Source organism: Pantoea sp. Ap-870 (genome assembly GCF_011752515.1).
GTDB lineage: Bacteria > Pseudomonadota > Gammaproteobacteria > Enterobacterales > Enterobacteriaceae > Pantoea > Pantoea dispersa.
Genome location: NZ_VWXG01000004.1, coordinates 59,455 through 76,843, shown reverse-complemented (window position 1 = coordinate 76,843; position 17,389 = coordinate 59,455). Strand labels below are relative to the sequence as shown.

Annotated in this window: 18 protein-coding genes; 8 read left to right on the top strand and 10 right to left on the bottom strand. The window is 59.4% G+C overall.

Features of this window, described 5'->3' with window-relative positions; genetic code table 11:
• Window positions 1-117 precede the first annotated feature (117 nt).
• Genes F3J41_RS11560 through F3J41_RS11550 form a run of 3 tightly spaced genes read left to right on the top strand, consistent with a single transcriptional unit; the run spans window position 118 to window position 3,130 of the window.
• Window positions 118-1,389, top strand: a complete 1,272-nt coding sequence (locus F3J41_RS11560; RefSeq protein ID WP_166711216.1) for a four-carbon acid sugar kinase family protein — start codon at window positions 118-120, stop codon at window positions 1,387-1,389.
• The gene (locus F3J41_RS11555; RefSeq protein ID WP_166711214.1) at window positions 1,382-2,362 is read left to right on the top strand and encodes a D-threonate 4-phosphate dehydrogenase; all 981 of its coding nucleotides are present in this window, start codon (window positions 1,382-1,384) and stop codon (window positions 2,360-2,362) included. Before F3J41_RS11560 ends, F3J41_RS11555 begins: the two co-directional genes overlap by 8 nt.
• Window positions 2,363-2,368: 6 nt before the next feature.
• On the top strand, window positions 2,369-3,130 hold the full coding sequence (locus F3J41_RS11550) for a DeoR/GlpR family DNA-binding transcription regulator (protein ID WP_022547144.1): 762 nt from the start codon (window positions 2,369-2,371) through the stop codon (window positions 3,128-3,130).
• A gap of 78 nt (window positions 3,131-3,208) precedes the next feature.
• On the opposite strand, the gene speD is transcribed toward F3J41_RS11550, so the two are convergent.
• From speD to F3J41_RS11535, 3 genes are all read right to left on the bottom strand, one after another.
• Window positions 3,209-4,018: an adenosylmethionine decarboxylase gene (gene speD, locus F3J41_RS11545; RefSeq protein ID WP_058770602.1), complete on the bottom strand. Its 810-nt coding sequence runs from the start codon at window positions 4,016-4,018 to the stop codon at window positions 3,209-3,211.
• A 19-nt stretch (window positions 4,019-4,037) separates the two neighbouring features.
• Window positions 4,038-4,892 carry a polyamine aminopropyltransferase gene (gene speE / locus F3J41_RS11540; RefSeq protein WP_166711212.1) on the bottom strand — a complete coding sequence of 285 codons (855 nt, stop codon included), beginning with the start codon at window positions 4,890-4,892 and terminating at the stop codon, window positions 4,038-4,040.
• A 109-nt stretch (window positions 4,893-5,001) separates the two neighbouring features.
• Window positions 5,002-5,349 (bottom strand): YacC family pilotin-like protein, encoded by a 348-nt coding sequence (locus F3J41_RS11535; RefSeq protein ID WP_021507525.1) that lies wholly within the window; start codon window positions 5,347-5,349, stop codon window positions 5,002-5,004.
• A gap of 177 nt (window positions 5,350-5,526) precedes the next feature.
• On the opposite strand from F3J41_RS11535, the gene cueO reads away from it, so the two are divergent.
• On the top strand, window positions 5,527-7,140 hold the full coding sequence (gene cueO, locus F3J41_RS11530; RefSeq protein ID WP_166711210.1) for a multicopper oxidase CueO: 1,614 nt from the start codon (window positions 5,527-5,529) through the stop codon (window positions 7,138-7,140).
• Here cueO and F3J41_RS11525 read toward each other — a convergent pair.
• Window positions 7,127-8,422: a cystathionine gamma-synthase family protein gene (locus F3J41_RS11525; RefSeq protein WP_166711208.1), complete on the bottom strand. Its 1,296-nt coding sequence runs from the start codon at window positions 8,420-8,422 to the stop codon at window positions 7,127-7,129. The two genes, cueO and F3J41_RS11525, sit on opposite strands and share 14 nt — an antisense overlap.
• 154 nt (window positions 8,423-8,576) lie before the next feature.
• Between F3J41_RS11525 and hpt the strand changes: the two genes are divergently transcribed.
• From hpt to F3J41_RS11505, 4 genes are all read left to right on the top strand, one after another.
• On the top strand, window positions 8,577-9,113 hold the full coding sequence (gene hpt / locus F3J41_RS11520) for a hypoxanthine phosphoribosyltransferase (protein WP_021507522.1): 537 nt from the start codon (window positions 8,577-8,579) through the stop codon (window positions 9,111-9,113).
• 245 nt (window positions 9,114-9,358) lie between these two features.
• Window positions 9,359-10,285, top strand: coding sequence for an ABC transporter ATP-binding protein (locus F3J41_RS11515; protein WP_021507521.1), 927 nt, complete (start codon window positions 9,359-9,361; stop codon window positions 10,283-10,285).
• Window positions 10,282-11,052 (top strand): ABC transporter permease, encoded by a 771-nt coding sequence (locus F3J41_RS11510; protein ID WP_021507520.1) that lies wholly within the window; start codon window positions 10,282-10,284, stop codon window positions 11,050-11,052. Before F3J41_RS11515 ends, F3J41_RS11510 begins: the two co-directional genes overlap by 4 nt.
• A 151-nt stretch (window positions 11,053-11,203) precedes the next feature.
• Complete coding sequence (locus F3J41_RS11505) at window positions 11,204-12,211, top strand: acyltransferase (protein WP_058780458.1); 1,008 nt, start codon at window positions 11,204-11,206, stop codon at window positions 12,209-12,211.
• A 36-nt stretch (window positions 12,212-12,247) separates the two neighbouring features.
• On the opposite strand, the gene panD is transcribed toward F3J41_RS11505, so the two are convergent.
• From panD to gluQRS, 6 genes are all read right to left on the bottom strand, one after another.
• On the bottom strand, window positions 12,248-12,628 hold the full coding sequence (gene panD, locus F3J41_RS11500) for an aspartate 1-decarboxylase (protein ID WP_021507518.1): 381 nt from the start codon (window positions 12,626-12,628) through the stop codon (window positions 12,248-12,250).
• Window positions 12,629-12,713: 85 nt separating this feature from the next.
• On the bottom strand, window positions 12,714-13,568 hold the full coding sequence (gene panC / locus F3J41_RS11495; RefSeq protein ID WP_021507517.1) for a pantoate--beta-alanine ligase: 855 nt from the start codon (window positions 13,566-13,568) through the stop codon (window positions 12,714-12,716).
• Between the two features lie 15 nt (window positions 13,569-13,583).
• A complete protein-coding gene (gene panB / locus F3J41_RS11490; RefSeq protein WP_058780480.1) occupies window positions 13,584-14,378 on the bottom strand; it encodes a 3-methyl-2-oxobutanoate hydroxymethyltransferase in 795 nt (264 codons plus the stop codon).
• An 82-nt stretch (window positions 14,379-14,460) separates the two neighbouring features.
• Complete coding sequence (gene folK / locus F3J41_RS11485; RefSeq protein ID WP_021507515.1) at window positions 14,461-14,946, bottom strand: 2-amino-4-hydroxy-6-hydroxymethyldihydropteridine diphosphokinase; 486 nt, start codon at window positions 14,944-14,946, stop codon at window positions 14,461-14,463.
• Window positions 14,943-16,358 carry a polynucleotide adenylyltransferase PcnB gene (pcnB, locus tag F3J41_RS11480; RefSeq protein WP_206099480.1) on the bottom strand — a complete coding sequence of 472 codons (1,416 nt, stop codon included), beginning with the start codon at window positions 16,356-16,358 and terminating at the stop codon, window positions 14,943-14,945. The genes folK and pcnB overlap by 4 nt, the downstream gene beginning before the upstream one ends.
• A 38-nt stretch (window positions 16,359-16,396) precedes the next feature.
• Entirely contained in the window at window positions 16,397-17,332 is a 936-nt protein-coding gene (gene gluQRS, locus F3J41_RS11475; protein WP_371815467.1) for a tRNA glutamyl-Q(34) synthetase GluQRS, read from the bottom strand.
• Window positions 17,333-17,389 lie beyond the last annotated feature (57 nt).

The window sequence follows — 17,389 nt, the reverse complement described above, 5'->3', positions numbered from 1 at the left end:
TGAGGCTAAATTTATAGGCGATATCGATTTCAATTAATTTGATCTTGCTCACATATAATCAATCATGATTGAATATAATCAAATGCAGCACGGCAAGGGGCCGTGACAGGAGAGAGAATGACTTCATCGCCATGGAAAACGCCCGTTCTGGTGATTGCCGACGATTTTACCGGCGCCAACGACGCAGGCAGCGGCTTCGCGCTGGCCGGCGCGCGCGTCCACGTGCTGTTCAATAACCTGACACCCCCGGAGGCTGGCGCTGCGAATGTGCTGGTGATCAGCACCGATAGCCGCGCGGTCAGCGCAGCGGAAGCCGCCAGCCGCACGCATGCCGCCATGCAGCCGCATCAGCAGATAGCGCAACACGGCTGGCTGTTTAAGAAGATTGACTCAACGCTGCGCGGCAATCCAGGCGCTGAGGTGGCTGCCGCGCTGCAGGTCAGCGCGAAACGGCTGGCGCTGGTGGTGCCGGCGGTGCCTAAGCTGGGCCGCATCACGCGCGGCGGGGAAGTGTGGATCCATCAACAGCGCCTGATCGACACCGAATTTGCCAGCGATCCTAAAACCCCGGTGACCAGCAGTAACGTGCTGACGCGCCTGCAGATGCAATGCGATCTGCCGGGCGAGCAGATCGATCTTGCCACGGTACGCAGCGGCACGCTGGCCGCACGGCTGGCGACCAGTCAGGGCCTGCTGGTACTGGACGCGGAACACCAGGCGGATATCGACGCCATTATCGCGGCTGCCGCGACGCTGCCGGAACGTCCGCTGCTGGTCGGCGCGTCCGGGTTAAGCGATGCGCTGGGTGCGCATCTTGCTGCGCGGCCCTCTCGCCCGGTGCTGGCGATAGTCGGTTCGATGAGCGCCATGGCGCAGCAGCAAATCGCCCGGCTCGCCAGCCAGCGTGACATTCGCTTGATTGATATTGATATTTGCCAGCTGTTTGCCACACCGGCATGGCCGCAGGCGGCGGCCTGGCAGCAGGCGATGGTCCAGGCGCTGCGCGAGGGTGTGCACTGTGTGGTGCGCACTACGCAACAGGCTGAGCAGCGCCACGCGATTGCGCAGCTGTGTCAGCAGCAGCAGATTACGCGCCAGCAGCTCGGCGAGCGCATCTGCCAGTTTCTGGCGCAGCTGACGCGCGCCGTCTGTGCACACATTCAGCCTGCCGGCCTGTTTCTTTCCGGCGGTGACGTGGCCATCGCAGTGGCGCAGGCATTCGGGGCCAGCGGCTTTCAGATTCAGGGCCAGGTAGCGGGCTGTGTGCCGCACGGGGTTCTGCTTAACAGTGAATTACACCTGCCGGTGATGACCAAAGCGGGTGGCTTTGGTGATGAAAACACCCTGGCAGAAGCCATTCGTTTTATTGAGGAGAAGTCGAGTGAATAACACTATTGCGGTGACCATGGGCGATCCGGCGGGCATCAGCCCGGAAATCATCATTAAAGCGCTGGCAGAAGGGGAGCTGGCGGGCATTCCGGCGGTGGTGGTCGGCTGTGCCGCGACGCTGCGTCGGGTGCTGGCGTTGAATATTACGCCGCACGCCGAGCTGCGCGTGCTGGACAGCGTGCAGGATGCGCATTTCGCACCGGGCATCATTAACGTTATCGATGAGCCGCTGGCCGATCCTGACGCGCTGCAGCCGGGCAAGGTACAGAAGCAGGCCGGCGATCTGGCCTGGCGCTGCGTGAAGCGCGCCACCGAACTGGCGCTGGCGGGCGACGTGCAGGCGATTGCCACCGCTCCGCTGAACAAAGAGGCGCTGCACGCGGCGGGCCACCTTTATCCCGGCCACACTGAACTGCTGGCACAGCTGACCAATACCAAAAATTACGCCATGGTGCTGTATACCGACCATCTGAAAGTGATCCACGTGACCACGCACATCGCGCTGCGCAAATTCCTCGACACGCTGAACGGCGAACGTATTCAGACGGTGATCGGCATGGCTGACAGCTTCCTGCGCCGCGTGGGCTATGACCAACCGCGCATCGCGGTCGCCGGGGTCAATCCGCACGCGGGCGAGAATGGCCTGTTTGGCGATGAAGAGATCACCACGGTGACGCCAGCAATCAAGGCAATGCAGCAGCAGGGCATTGATGTTTATGGTCCGTGTCCGCCGGATACGGTGTTTTTACAGTGCCAGCAGGGGCAGTACGATATGGTGGTGGCGATGTACCACGATCAGGGGCATATCCCGTTGAAACTGCTTGGATTTTACGATGGCGTCAACATCACGGCGGGACTGCCGTTTATCCGCACTTCCGCCGACCACGGCACGGCATTTGATATCGCCTGGACAGGTAAAGCGAACTCTGCGAGCATGGCGATCTCGATTAAACTCGCGATGCAGCTTGCATAGGGAAATATGAAGGGACAAAGCCGTCTCGACCAGATTATGGACTATCTCAAAAGTCATAATCTGGTCACTGTTGAACAGCTGGTGAGCGCCATTTCTGCTTCGCCAGCCACCATTCGCCGCGATCTGATTAAGCTGGACAAGGAAGGGGTGATTAGCCGCAGCCACGGCGGTGTCACGCTGAACCGCTTTATCCCGACGCAGCCGACCACGCTGGAGAAGATGCAGCGTAACCTGGCGGAGAAGCAGGCCATCGCGCAGTTCGCCGCCAGCTATGTGCAGTCCGGCGATGCGGTGGTGCTGGATGCCGGCACCACCATGCTGGAACTGGCACGACAGCTGACCCATTTGCAGCTGCGGGTGATCACCGCCGATCTGCACATCGCGCTGTTTCTGTCGGAGTTTAAACAGATTGAGACCACCATCATCGGCGGCCGCATCGACGACTCCAGCCAGTCGTGCATTGGTGAGCACGGCCGGCGCCTGCTGCGCAGCATCAATCCGGACATTGCGTTTGTCAGCTGTAACTCATGGAGTATTGAGCGCGGTATTACCACGCCGACCGAAGACAAAGCCGGGCTGAAGATGGATCTGCTGGCCAACGCGCGCCGGCGCATTCTGCTGGCCGACAGCAGTAAATATGGCTCATGGTCGCTGTACTGCGCGGCACCGATTGATAGCCTGACCGATGTGGTGACAGATTCCCGCCTTGATGAAGCGGTATGCCGTGATTTGCGCGAGCGCGGCATTGGCCTGCAGCTGACCGCGTAAATGTGCCGCCCGCATCAGCGGGTGAATGACGTGCGCTGCGCTACCGCGGCGCAGCCTTCACCCACTGCTGGCGCTGAGTTATAACAACTTCAATCCCGTCGCCGGAATATTGCGCCCGTAATAAATCTCACGCATCTCCTTCCACAACAGATTGGTAATGCGCTTGTGCTCCTGCGGGCTCAGCTCTTCAGGTTTGGTGTTGAACAGGTAATACTTCAGATCAAATTCCTTCAGCAACATCTTGGTATGAAAGATGTTTTCCTGATAAACGTTAACGTCCACCATGTCGTACATCGCTTTCATATCCTCGGACATGAAGTTCTGAATGGAATTGATCTCATGGTCGATGAAATGCTTCACGCCATTGACGTCGCGGGTGAAGCCGCGCACGCGGTAATCCACGGTTACGATATCCGACTCCAGCTGGTGGATGAGATAATTCAGCGCCTTCAGGGGCGAAATCACGCCGCAGGTCGAGACTTCAATGTCGGCGCGGAAGGTACATAAACCGCCTTCCGGGTGACTCTCCGGATAGGTGTGCACGCAGATGTGACTCTTGTCGAGGTGCGCCACCACCGAATTGGGCAGCGGGCCGGGATGCTCGGAATTATCGATATCCTGCGGATTGATCGGCTCTTCGCTGACCAGAATCGTCACGCTGGCACCCTGCGGCTCATAATCCTGGCGCGCGATATTCAGCACGTTAGCACCGATAATAGAGCAGGTCTCAGTGAGGATTTCCGTCAGGCGGTTGGCGTTATATTGCTCATCAATATAGGCGATATAGCCATCACGTTCGGCTTCGCTATTGGCATAGCAAATGTCGTAGATACAAAAACTCAGGCTTTTGGTCAGATTATTGAAGCCATGTAGTTTTAGCTTTTGCAATTGGGTTCACCTCCTGAGGTCAGCTGAGCGCGTTTAAAAGGTATTGCGGCAGGGCAAAGCTGCCGATGTGCAGCTGTGGCGTGTAGTAACGGCAGGGCAGTCCGGCCGCGGCAAAACGTGACTGCAGCGTCGCAAGGTCCGGCTGGCGCAGCGCCGGATCGTCGCTCGCCCAGGCGAAGGTCATGATGCCGCCGTAGTAGGTCGGAATCGCCGCCTGATAAAAGCTGACGTCAGCGAAATAGTGGCTGAGTTTGCGGTGGCTGTTGACCGCTTCATCCTGCTGCAGGAAGCAGACGCCGTTCTGCGCGACAAACACGCCACCGGGATTGAGCGCCTGTTTGCAGCCGGCATAAAACGCCGAGGTGAACAGACTCTCGCCGGGACCGATTGGATCGGTACAGTCGGAGATGATCACATCAAACCGTTCCTGCGTCTGGCTGACGAAGTTAACGCCATCGTCGATCACCAGATGCAGACGCGGATCGTCGTAAGCGCCGGCGCTGTGGTTAGGCAGATAGGTTTGACAGAAATTCACCACGCCGGCATCAATTTCCACCATGGTGATGTGCTCAACGCGCTGATGCCGGGCGACCTCGCGCAGCATCGCGCCGTCACCGCCGCCGATAATCAATACGCGCCGGGCATTGCCGTGCGCCAGAATCGGCACGTGCGTCATCATTTCGTGATAGATAAACTCATCGCGCTCGGTGGTTTGCACCACGCCGTCCAGCGCCATCACGCGGCCAAACGCGGCGTTCTCAAAGATCACCAGATCCTGATGCGCGGTTTTATCGCGGTATAGCAGATTGTCTACGCTGAAATATTGGCCAAAGCCGCTATGCAGCGTCTCATGCCAGGTCTCTTTTTCGGCCATGCCGGAGCGCTCCTTATGCTGTTAACGCGCAATAATGCCAGAAAAAAGCATAACGAATTATGACCGTGCTTGCACGGTCAGGGCGTTAACAGCAGCGCAGGGCGGAGGATTATTTCACGTAGGCAAGCAGGCTGAGGGAATCGCGCGCCAGCGACTTACACTTTTTGTCGTTGGTGATGGCGATACCGCTCAAATCTTTGTAGCTCTCTTCACCGAGGGATTTCATGTTGTAAGCGCTGTAATTGCTCAGATCCCAGCGGTTTTGCTGGGCAAAAAACACCAGTGCTTTACGAATCTGCGCGTCGGGCAGATCCTGATAGCCGCAATCATTTTTCAGATAGACAAACACGGCGGTGAGGTCAGCCAGATCTTCTGCTTCGGATTCGCTCAGGGCAAAACTGGTGGAGGAGAAGCCAAGGAGTCCCGCCAGCAGCAGGATCTTGATGCTTTTCGTCATAATCGTTCTCAACAAGGGACAATTTAATGACGTTAGCACAGTTATTGCCGGGATTCCGCTAAATTTGGCTAAATGGGCCACTGGCGCGCTTTTTATCCCGGCGGGCGCTTTCATCGCTTGACCCTCCCGCAGGGGAAAGGTTTACGCTGTGCCCCTATTCACGATAAGGATATGAATATGCAACGTCGTCATTTTCTCAAGCTGACCGCCGCCCTCAGTGCAGCCGGCGCGCTGCCCTTCTGGAGCCGCTCGCTGATGGCCGCTACGCGCCCGCTGTTGCCCATTCCGTCGCTGCTGGAGCCCGATGCACACGGCCAGTACACGCTGACCGCCATGACCGGCAGCAGCCAGTGGAACGGCAAATCCGTCCCAACCTGGGGTTACAACGGTAGCCTGCTCGGCCCGGCGCTGCGCCTGCAGCGTGAGAAAAGCGTCACCGTCAATATTCATAATCGCCTGCCGGAAGCCACCACGCTGCACTGGCACGGGCTGGAAATTCCCGGCGCGGTGGATGGCGGTCCGCAGGCGCTGATTGCGCCCGGCGCCACGCGTCAGGTGAGTTTTACCCCCGATCAACCGGCGGCGACCTGCTGGTTCCATCCGCATCAGCACGGCAAAACCGGCTATCAGGTGGCGCAGGGGCTGGCGGGGCTGGTACTGCTGGAAGATGAGGCGTCCGGCAAGCTGCGGCTGCCGATGCAGTGGGGCGAAGATGATGTGCCGCTGATTTTCCAGGATAAGCAGCTCACTCAGGACGGCACGCGTATCGATTATCAGCTGGATATCATGCGCGCCGCCGTGGGCTGGTTTGGCGATTTGATGCTGACCAACGGCGTGCCGTATCCGCAGCACGCGGTGCCGCGCGGCTGGCTGCGGCTGCGCCTGCTCAACGGCTGCAATGCGCGCTCGCTGCACATCGCCGCCAGCGATAAACGTCCGCTGTACGTGGTGGCGAGCGACGGTGGCCTGCTGGCTGAACCGGTGAAGGTGGAGAGCCTGCCGCTGCTGCCGGGCGAGCGCTTTGAAGTGCTGGTGGATACTTCAGACGGCAAAACCTTCGATATCGTAACGCTGCCGGTCACGCAGATGGGCATGACGCTGGCACCGTTCGATCAGCCGCTGCCGCTGGTACAGATTCTGCCGCTGCGCGTGATGGCCAGCGGTACGCTGCCGGACCAGCTGGTGGATGTGCCGCCGCTGCCGGCAACGGAAGGGCTGCAGAGCCGCTGGCTGCAGCTGATGATGGATCCGCAGCTGGATCAGCAGGGCATGCAGGCGCTGCAGCAGCGCTACGGTGCCAAAGCGATGGGCAGCCAGCACGGCGCGGGCAAAGCGATGGATCACGGCAGCATGAACATGGACCATGGCGCGATGGATCATGGCAACATGGATCACGGCGATATGGCGATGGATCAGGGCAACCCTGCCCGCAGCGCCGCATATGATTTCCACAACGGCAACAAAATCAACGGCCAGGCCTTTAACATGGAAAAGCCCATGTTTGCCGTGCCGCTGGGAAAATATGAAAAATGGACCATCTCCGGCGAAGGCGACGCCATGCTACATCCGTTCCACATTCACGGCACGCAGTTCCGCATTCTGTCCGAGAACGGCAAGCCGCCTGCGGCGCATCGCGCCGGCTGGAAAGATATGGTCAGCGTCAACGGCTGGCGCAGTGAAGTGCTGGTGCGCTTCAACTACGTCGCCGATAGCGAAAATGCCTATATGGCGCACTGCCATCTGCTGGAGCATGAGGATACCGGCATGATGCTGGGCTTTACGGTGAGCTGACGGCTGCTTCCAGCGCCAGGCGGATATCCTCAATCAAATCATCGGCATGTTCGATGCCGATCGACAGGCGCACCGTCGCGTCGGTGATGCCAATGCGCTCCCGCACCTCCTGCGGTACGCCGGAATGGGTGGTGCTGGCGGGATGGCTGGCGAGCGACTCGGTGCCGCCGAGGCTCACCGCCAGTTTGAACAGCGCCAGCGCGTTGAGAAAGCGGAATGCCGCAGCCTGGCCGCCCTCGATATCAAAGGAGAAGGTGGAACCGGCGCCGCTGCACTGGCGCTGCCAGGTTTCTCCTGCCGGACTGCTGGCGTCGAGATAGGGCAGCCAGTGCAGTTTCGCCACCTGCGCGTGATCGCGTAGAAATGCCGCGACCTGTTCCGCATTGCTGGCGGCTTTCTCCATGCGCAGCGACAGCGTTTCCAGCGAGCGGCCAATCATCCAGCTGGAGTGCGGATCGAGCTGGGTGCCAATCGCGCTGCGCAGCGAACGCACTTTGTTGATTAACGCCCGGCTGCCCAGCGCGGCGCCGGCAATCAAATCGGAATGACCGCCGACATATTTGGTCAGCGAATAGAGCGAGATATCCGCGCCGTGCTGCAGCGGACGCTGAAACAGCGGGCCGAGCAGGGTGTTGTCGCAAGCGAGAATCGGCCGGGAGCCCTGCTGCTGGGTGATCACCTCTGCCACCTGACGCATCAGTTGGATATCTACCAGACTGTTGGTGGGGTTGGCCGGCGTTTCAATCAGAATCATCGCGACGCGCCCGCGCTGCCACGCCAGCTTCGCGGCTTCATACACTTTATTTTCGTCGGTGCCGTCGCTGAATCCCACTGCTTTGATCTCCAGATCGTGCAGCGTTTTGCTCAGCAGCGTTTCGGTGCCGCCGTACAACGGCTGCGAGTGCAGGATCACTTCGCCGGGACGGGCAAAGGTCAGCAGCGTGGTGGCAATCGCCGACATGCCGGATGAGAACAGCGCGGCGCTTTCGGCACCTTCATAAATGGCCAGCCGATCTTCGACGATCTCGCTGTTAGGGTGGTTGAAGCGGGAATAGACCAGCCCGCCGCTTTTGCCCGCCGGCGGTTGCTGGCGGCCGGCAACGAAATCGAAAAATTCTTTGCCCTCTTCGGCGCTGTTAAACACAAAGGTTGACGTCAGAAACACCGGCGGCTTCACCGCACCTTCTGACAGGCGCGGATCGTAACCGTAGTTGAGCATCTGCGTTTCCGGATGCAGTTCACGCGTGCCGATCTGCGTTTTTTTACCTGATGAAGCGGCCATAGGGATCTCCAGAGAGAGCGGGCAGGATGCTTACAGTTAACGCCAGCGCAATAAATTTCGCCACGATAACGTTTGCGTTCTGTGCGCGGCGTTAGCCTGTGCGTCGACTATGATAGAATGCGCGGCTTTCTGAAAACCTTCTTAGGCGAATGCAATGAAACACACCGTCGACGTGATGATCTCTGAGCAGGAGATCGCAACCCGTATTGCCGAACTGGGCAAGCAGATCAGCGAGCACTACCGCAACAGCGGCAGCGAAATGGTGCTGGTCGGCCTGCTGCGCGGCTCCTTCATGTTTATGGCAGACCTGTGCCGCGCCATTGATGTCGCGCACGAAGTCGACTTCATGACCGCCTCCAGCTACGGCAGCGGCATGTCCTCCACGCGCGACGTGAAAATCCTTAAAGATCTCGACGAAGACATTCGCGGCAAAGATGTGCTGATCGTCGAAGACATCATCGACTCCGGTAACACCCTAAGCAAAGTGCGTGAAATTCTGCAGCTGCGTGAGCCAAAATCGCTGGCGATCTGCACGCTGCTGGATAAGCCGGAGCGTCGTGAAGTTGAGGTGCCGGTCGAGTTTGTCGGCTTTACCATTCCGGATGAGTTCGTGGTCGGCTTCGGTATCGACTACGCACAGCGCTACCGTCATTTGCCGTATATCGGCAAAGTTACGCTGCTGGACGAATAACCGCACAATCTTCCAAGGCTGATTCCCTCCGCCTGCGATAAGATGCGCAGCCCGTAACTCAATGACTTACGGGCTCGGCACGCGTTTTCCTGCGGCACGCAGAGTGGTAGAGTGTGGTGGGTTATCACTCTGCGCAATTCCTTTGATTTCACAACCGTTATCGCTGAATAACCCCGCACGCTCGACGCGAGCGCACTATCATTTCATATGGCTATGATGTCACTACAACAGGGTACGGACTCGCAATGACTTATGCACTGGAACTTTCCGGGCTGACCAAGACCTATCCCGGCGGCGTACAGGCGCTGAAAGGCCTCGATCTCAACGTGGAAGCAGGCGACTTTTATGCCTTACTGGGCCCTAACGGTGCCGGTAAGTCCACCACCATTGGCATTATCAGCTCGCTGGTGAACAAATCCAGCGGCAGCGTGCGCGTGTTTGGCTACGACCTGCAGAAAGATGTGGTCAACGCCAAGCGGCAGCTTGGGCTGGTGCCACAGGAATTCAACTTTAACCCGTTTGAAACCGTAATGCAGATTGTGGTTAACCAGGCCGGTTATTACGGCGTGGAACGCGCCGAAGCGAACAAGCGCGCGGAAAAATACCTCAATCAGCTCGACCTGTGGGGCAAGCGTAACGAACGGGCGCGCATGTTGTCCGGCGGGATGAAGCGCCGGCTGATGATAGCCCGGGCGCTGATGCATGAACCGAAACTGCTGATTCTTGATGAGCCGACGGCTGGCGTGGATATCGAACTGCGCCGCTCGATGTGGGTGTTCCTGAAAGAGCTGAACGCCAAAGGCACCACCATCATCCTGACTACCCACTATCTGGAAGAGGCGGAAATGCTGTGCCGTAACATCGGCATCATCCAGAGCGGCGAGCTGGTGGAGAACACCTCAATGAAAGGGCTGCTGTCCAAGCTGCAGTCGGAAACCTTTATCCTCGACCTGGCGCCGCGCAGCCCGCTGCCGCAGCTGGAGGGCTTCCAGTATCGTCTGGTTGATACCTCAACGCTGGAAGTGGAAGTGATGCGTGAACAGGGGCTGAATAGCGTATTCAGCCAGCTGAGCGCGCAGGGCGTGCAGGTGCTCAGCATGCGCAATAAAGCGAATCGTCTGGAAGAGCTGTTCGTCAGCCTGACGCAGGGAAAAACAGGAGTAACCGCATGACGCATCTGTACTGGGTGGCGCTCAAGAGTATCTGGAGCAAAGAGATCAACCGTTTTGCCCGCATCTGGATTCAGACGCTGGTGCCGCCGGTGATCACCATGACGCTGTACTTCATTATCTTTGGCAATCTGATCGGCTCACGCATCGGCGATATGCACGGCTTCAGCTACATGCAGTTTATCGTGCCGGGCCTGATTATGATGGCGGTGATCACCAACGCTTACGCCAACGTCGCCTCGTCATTCTTCAGCGCCAAGTTCCAGCGCAACATTGAAGAGCTGCTGGTGGCGCCGGTGCCGACGCACATTATTATCGCCGGTTATGTCGGCGGCGGCGTAGCGCGCGGCGTGTGCGTGGGCGTGCTGGTGACGGCGGTGTCGCTGTTTTTTGTGCCGTTCCACGTATTCTCGTGGCCGATGGTGGCAATCACGCTGCTGCTGACGGCGATTCTGTTCTCGCTGGCGGGCCTGCTGAATGCGGTGTTTGCGCGCACCTTTGACGATATCAGCCTGATCCCGACCTTCGTGCTGACGCCGTTAACTTACCTCGGTGGCGTATTCTACTCGCTGGCGCTGCTGCCGCCGTTCTGGCAGGCGGTGTCGAAGCTCAATCCGGTGGTGTACATGATCAGCGGGTTCCGCTATGGCTTCCTTGGCATCAACGATGTTCCGCTGGTGTTGACGCTGTCAGTGCTGGTGGCGTTTATTGTGGTGTTTTACGTGCTGGTGTATGCGCTGATTCAGCGCGGACGCGGCTTGCGCACCTGAGGCGCAGCTCCGAATAAGAAGCCGCTGCCGGCGTCGTCCGGCGGCGGCTTTTTTTTACCCACTCTTCGCAATTCCAGACGCGTCTTGTGCTTTCAGTCTGTGGCTTTCCCCATAGTGGCCGCTGACCAAAAAAGCAGCGGGGAAGCGAAGAGTGAATCGGGTATCATGGATTGATAATTTACGCGGCATGAGCATTCTGGCGGTGATTTTTTTGCACTGCATGATTGCAGTGAACCAGCAGGCCGGGCACTTCACTGCCTTTAACGAGCTGGTAAATCAGCTGCTGGCGCCGGTGCGTATGGGGCTGATGTGCTTCGTCTCCGGACTGTTCGTCGCCAGCGGTTTACGCCACGGGCAGGCGCGCTATCTGCGAAACAAAGTCAGCAGCATTCTCTATCCGTTTGCCGTCTGGGCGCTGATCTACGGCGGTCTGAAGTGGACCTTCAGCGCGATGGCCAATCACCCACAGTCGCCGCTGGCTATCGCGCTCGGCCATCTGAGCGGCGGCGATATCACCTGGTTTCTGCACTCGCTGTTTCTGTTTTTTGTGCTGATTATCCCGGCGCGCCGCCTGCCTGCGGCGCTGGTGCTGACACTGTGCGTTGCCGGTGCGGTGCTGCTGCCGCCGGTGCCGCCTGACTCGCTGTTTGCCAGTTTCGACAACCTGCATCTGAACAAGTCGCTGGTGCTGTTTGCCTTCTTCTACAGTGCCGACTGGCTGGTGCGCCAGGATATTGATATTGCCGCGTTCGCGCAGCGTCGTACACCGCTGCTGCTGTCGCTGATCGCCTTTATGCTGCTCGCGGCGTTCAGCCTGTGGGGCGGGCTGCGTCAGCATTCGCCGTGGCTGCTGCCGCTGGCGCTGCCCTCAATCCCGCTGTTCGTTGCGCTGGCCTGTCGTATCAATCTGCGGGCGGTTAACTACGTTGGCCGCCATTCGATTGTGTTTTATCTGTCGCACTATCTGGCGATTCAGGTGTGCAGTAAATTGCTGCGCCACGACGGCCACTCTGCGTGGCTGGCTGACCTGCATTTTGTGCTGGCGTTCAGCGTCGCGCTGGCGTTGCCAACGGCGCTGTGCGTACTGCGGGCAAAAGGATGGTTTGACTGGTTGTTTACGCTGAAGCGCAAAGGGCAGCCGCAGCTGGCGGGCGTATAAGGGAAAGGCGCGCTGTCAGTACAGCGCGCGGGATGATCAGGCCACCTGTACCGGCAGCGCTTTAGCGATACGTTTCATCTCGTTATCGCCGTCGAAGTAGGCCACTTTGGGCTGCCAGCTGCGCGCCACTTCATCTTCCACCTGCACATAAGAACAGATGATCAGCAGATCGCCCTGACAGGCACAGCGCGCGGCTGCACCGTTGACCGAAATGATTTTTGAGCCACGCTCGGCGGCAATGGCATAGGTAGAGAAGCGCTGGCCGTTGGTGACGTTATAGATGTCGATGGCTTCGTATTGCAGAATGCCGGAGGCATCAAGAAAATCCTGATCGATGGCGCAGGAGCCTTCATAATGCAAATCCGCCTGCGTCACTTTTACGCGGTGCAGTTTGCCTTGTAATACGGTACGAATCATAGCGTGATACCTTTGTTATACCCGTGCGCGGCCGGTTTCCACCGCGCAGTGTGTAGCGGGTACATGCTGCCCATAAACGACGGCGTTAAACCGTCAGATCCACTTGCTGATTATCAATCAAACGCGCATTGCCGAGCCAGGCGGCCATCAGAATCACTGCGCGCTGGCTGTCGACCGTCAGCGGCTGCAGCGTATCGGCATCGCAGATGGCCAGGCCGTCGGGGCGCAGGCCCTGATCGCGCAGCGTCTGTTCGGCGTGTTCAATAATCTCATCCACGTGCCGCTCGCCGTTGCTGAGGCGCTGCGCCATGCTGTTCATCACCTGGCTGAGCACCGGCGCCAGCTTGCGTTCATCGGCAGTAAGATAGCCGTTACGTGAGCTGAGCGCGAGACCGTCTTTGGCGCGCACCGTCGGCACGCCAACGATGTCAATGTCAAAGCCCATGTCCGCCACCATCTTGCGGATGATCGCCAGCTGCTGAAAATCCTTCTCGCCAAAACAGGCGATATCCGGCTGTACCAGATTAAACAGCTTGCTGACGATGGTGGCCACGCCGCGGAAATGACCGGGACGACTGGCGCCCTCCAGCAGCGAGGAGAGGCCCGGGACTTCAACAAACGTCTGGCTGTCGAGACCCTGCGGATAGACATCGGCCGGCGCCGGGGCAAAGACCAGGTCGACGCTGTGGCGATTGAGTTTTTCACAATCGTCCTGCAGCGTGCGCGGATAGCGCGCCAGGTCGTCGGCGCGATCAAACTGCATCGGGTTAACGAAGATCGATACCACCACGATATCTGCGCGCTGGCGTGCTTCATCCACCAGCGTCAGATGCCCCTCATGCAGGTTGCCCATAGTGGGCACCAGCGCGATGCGTTTACCTGCCTGGCGCCAGCGTCGAATCTCACGGCGCAGCAGCGGCAGCGTTTCAATGATCAGCACTGCAAATCTCCTGATTTACTGGAAACTGTGTTCGGCAGCAGGGTAGGTGCCTGCTTCAACGTCGGCCATATACTGGCGAATTGCCGCACGAATGTCGCCGGTTTCCGCAAGGAAATTTTTAGCAAATTTTGGAATGTGGCCGCCGGTAATACCAAACGCGTCGTGCATCACCAGAATCTGGCCGTCGGTGACGTTACCGGCACCGATGCCGATCACCGGTACCGACAGCGCTTTTGTGACGCGCTCAGCCAGCGCGACCGGCACGCACTCCAGCACCAGCAGCTGCATACCGGCCGCTTCCAGCGCCAGCGCATCCGCCAGCAGGCGCTCGGCTGCCGCTTCATCGCGCCCCTGCACCTTGTAGCCACCGAAGATATTAACTGACTGCGGCGTCAATCCCAGATGACCACACACCGGCACGGCGCGCTCGGTCAGCATGCGCACGGTCTCTGCCAGCCAGGCGCCGCCTTCCAGTTTTACCAGGTTGGCACCGGCGCGCATCAGCTGCGCGGCACTGTCAAAGGTTTGCTGCGGCGTGGCGTAACTCATAAACGGCAGGTCGGCCATCACCAGCGCGTCAGGCGCACCGCGCCGCACAGCGGCGGTGTGATAAGCAATATCGTCGACTGTCACCGGCAGCGTGGAATCATGGCCCTGCACGGTCATGCCGAGCGAATCGCCAATCAGCAGCAGCGGAATGCCCTGGTCGGCAAACAGGCGCGCGAAGCTGAAATCGTAGGCGGTCAGCGTGGCGAACTTGCGGCCGCTGGCTTTCAGCTGGCGTAAGTGAGAGAGGGTGGTGGGTTTCATCGCAATCTCCAGCATTTTCTGATGCGCGCAGTGTACTGGATTGATTGCAAAGGCGATACGACGGGCGTGCGATTCTGCCGCGTCAGGCGGACCACAAGCGAATGCTGCTGCGGTCCAGCGTCGCCAGAATGCCGGCCAGCGGCTGGCCGTTCGGCAGGCGCAGCGCTGGCGCGATTTCCAGCAGCGGCACCAGCATGAAGGCGCGGTTGTGCATATCGTAGTGCGGCACCGTCAGGCGCGGCGTGTGGATCACTGCATTGCCGAACAGCATGATATCGAGGTCCAGCGTGCGCGGTCCCCAGCGTTCGGCTTTGCGCACCCGGCCATGCTCCAGCTCAATGCGCTGGGTGTGATCGAGCAGCGTTTCCGCGGCCAGTGTGGTCTCCAGTGCCACCACGGCGTTGAGGTAATCCGGCTGATCCGGCGGGCCGTACGGTGGCGTGCGATAAAACGCGGAGGTGGCTACGCGGTGGGTATCGGGAATGGCATCCAGCGCGGCCAGCGCTGCATCAACCTGATGCAGCGGATCGGCGAGATTACTGCCTAAGGCGAGATAGACCCGCGTCATGACGCGCTGTGGTTGCTGTCGCGGCGCGGGCCAGCAGGACGACGGCGTGGACGGCGTGGTTTACGGCGCGGAGCCGGATCGTCACCCAGGGTGTTGAGCATGGTCTTCTGCTGTGTCGGCACCGCCGACTGGAACTCGCCCCACCACTGGCTGAGGCGCAGCAGCTCGGCGTTGTTCTCGACTTCTGCGCGCAGCGCCAGCAGGTCGTAGGCGGCACGGAATTTAGGATGCTCCATCAGCTTCCATGCGCGCTTACCGTGACGGCGCGACATGCGCAGCTGCAGCTGCCAGATATCGCGAATCAGCGTGGTGATACGTTTCGGAATCGCCAGCGCACGGCAGGCTTCATCCAGCGTTTCGTTCATGGACAGCGCAAAGGCGTCGAAATAGGTCAGGCCGCTCTCCTGCGCAATCTGCTCGGCTGACTCCAGCTGCGGATACCAGAACATCGCCGCAAACAGGAACGCCGGATTCACGCGCATATCGTTGTGCAGGCGGGTATCGGTGTTTTTCAGCACCTGGGCCAGCATGCGCTCCATCGGGCTGTCGCCCTGTTCGGTGAAGTTGCGCGCCAGCGTCGGGAACAGCGGCTGGAACAGCTGGTATTCACGCATCATCAGATAGGTGCGATAACCGTAACCGGCCTGCAGCAGCTTCAGCGACTCTTCAAACAGGCGCGCCGGCGGAATGTCATTCAGCAGCGTGGCGAGGCGGGGAATCGGCTCGGCGGTTTCCGCCGCAATGCTCATGTCCAGCTTGGCGGCGAAGCGCACCACGCGCAGCATACGCACCGGATCTTCGCGGTAGCGCGTTTCCGGATCGCCAATCATGCGGATGATGCCTTCCTGCAGATCCTGCAGGCCACCGACGTAATCGCGCACGGTGAAATCAGCCACGCTGTAATAGAGGCTGTTGATGGTTAAATCGCGGCGCTGCGCATCATCTTCAATGTTGCCAAAAATGTTGTCGCGCAGCAGCATGCCGTTCTGACCGCGCTGCGAACCGTTGCGATCGTCGACGCTCTCTTCCTGATGGTGGCCGCGGAACGTGGCGACTTCGATCACTTCCGGACCGAACATCACATGCGCCAGACGGAAGCGACGCCCGACCAGGCGGCAGTTGCGGAATAGCTTACGCATCTGCTCCGGCGTGGCGTTGGTGGTCACGTCAAAGTCCTTCGGCTTTTTACCCAGCAGCAAATCGCGCACGCCGCCGCCAACCAGATAAGCCTCGTATCCGGCTTTATTCAGGCGATACAGCACTTTGAGAGCGTTTTCGCTGATATCTTTGCGTGAGATATTGTGGCTTTCCCGGGGGATAACGGTCATCAGACTTACGGTTTCCACCTCTTCAGGGGCCTCCTCATCACGCTTGAGGACTCTCCGGCAAAAATTAGCGACTCGGGTAAAAATGGGACACCTCGACAGTGAGAAAATGGGTGTGAATAAAATCAGCGGCTAATCATAGCCTGTTGCGAACCATTTAGGAATGGCGTTGTCGCCTCATCCGGTTGTTGCGCATCATGCCGCGGAATCAATGCGCTATCCCAGTGTGTAACGGCATGGTCCAGCAGCGCCCCCAGCCCATGGTCCTGCCAGCCAGGCAAAACCGACTGCCCCAGGAAGCTCAGCGCCTGCACCAGCACCGGTCGCGGATCGCCGTCCGGCAAAGCCGGCGCGTGGTTTTGCTTCGACAATTTATTACCGTCCGGGTTAATTGCCAGCGGCAGATGCAGATAAGCCGGCACCGGCCAGCCAAACTGCTGATACAGCGCAATCTGGCGCACCGTTGGCTCAATCAAATCCGCACCGCGCACTATCTCCGTCACGCCCTGAAAATGGTCATCGACCACCACCGCAAGGTTATAGGCGAACAGGCCGTCACGACGGTGAATAATAAAGTCTTCCTGCGCCAGACGCGGCTCCGCCTGCAGATGGCCGCGCAGGCGATCGTCAAAACCGTACACCGGCGCATGCTGACGCAGCCGCAGCGCGGCGCCGTCCGGCGGCAGATGTAAATCGCGGCAGTGACCGTCGTAAAAGCCGCCCAGCTGCTGAATGCGGCTGCGCGGGCAGGTACAGAAGTAGCTTTGACGATGTTCGCGCAGCCAGCTCAGCGCCGCGCGATAGGCCTCGTGGCGCTGCGACTGCCACAGCACGTCGCCGTCCCAGTGCAGCCCATAATGCGTCAGCTGACGCAGGATGCGCGTTGCGGCACCGGCGACTTCACGCGGCGGATCGATATCTTCAATGCGCACCAGCCAGCGGCCCTGCTGCGCGCGCGCGCTCAGGTAGCTGCCTAATGCGGCTATCAGCGAACCGAAATGAAGATCACCGGAAGGAGAGGGGGCGAAACGCCCGATGCAGGGAAGCGTGGCGGACATCATGCTGTGGTACACCGCACGGCGGGAAAACAGTGGTTTTCCCGGCTGTGCGGCGACAGT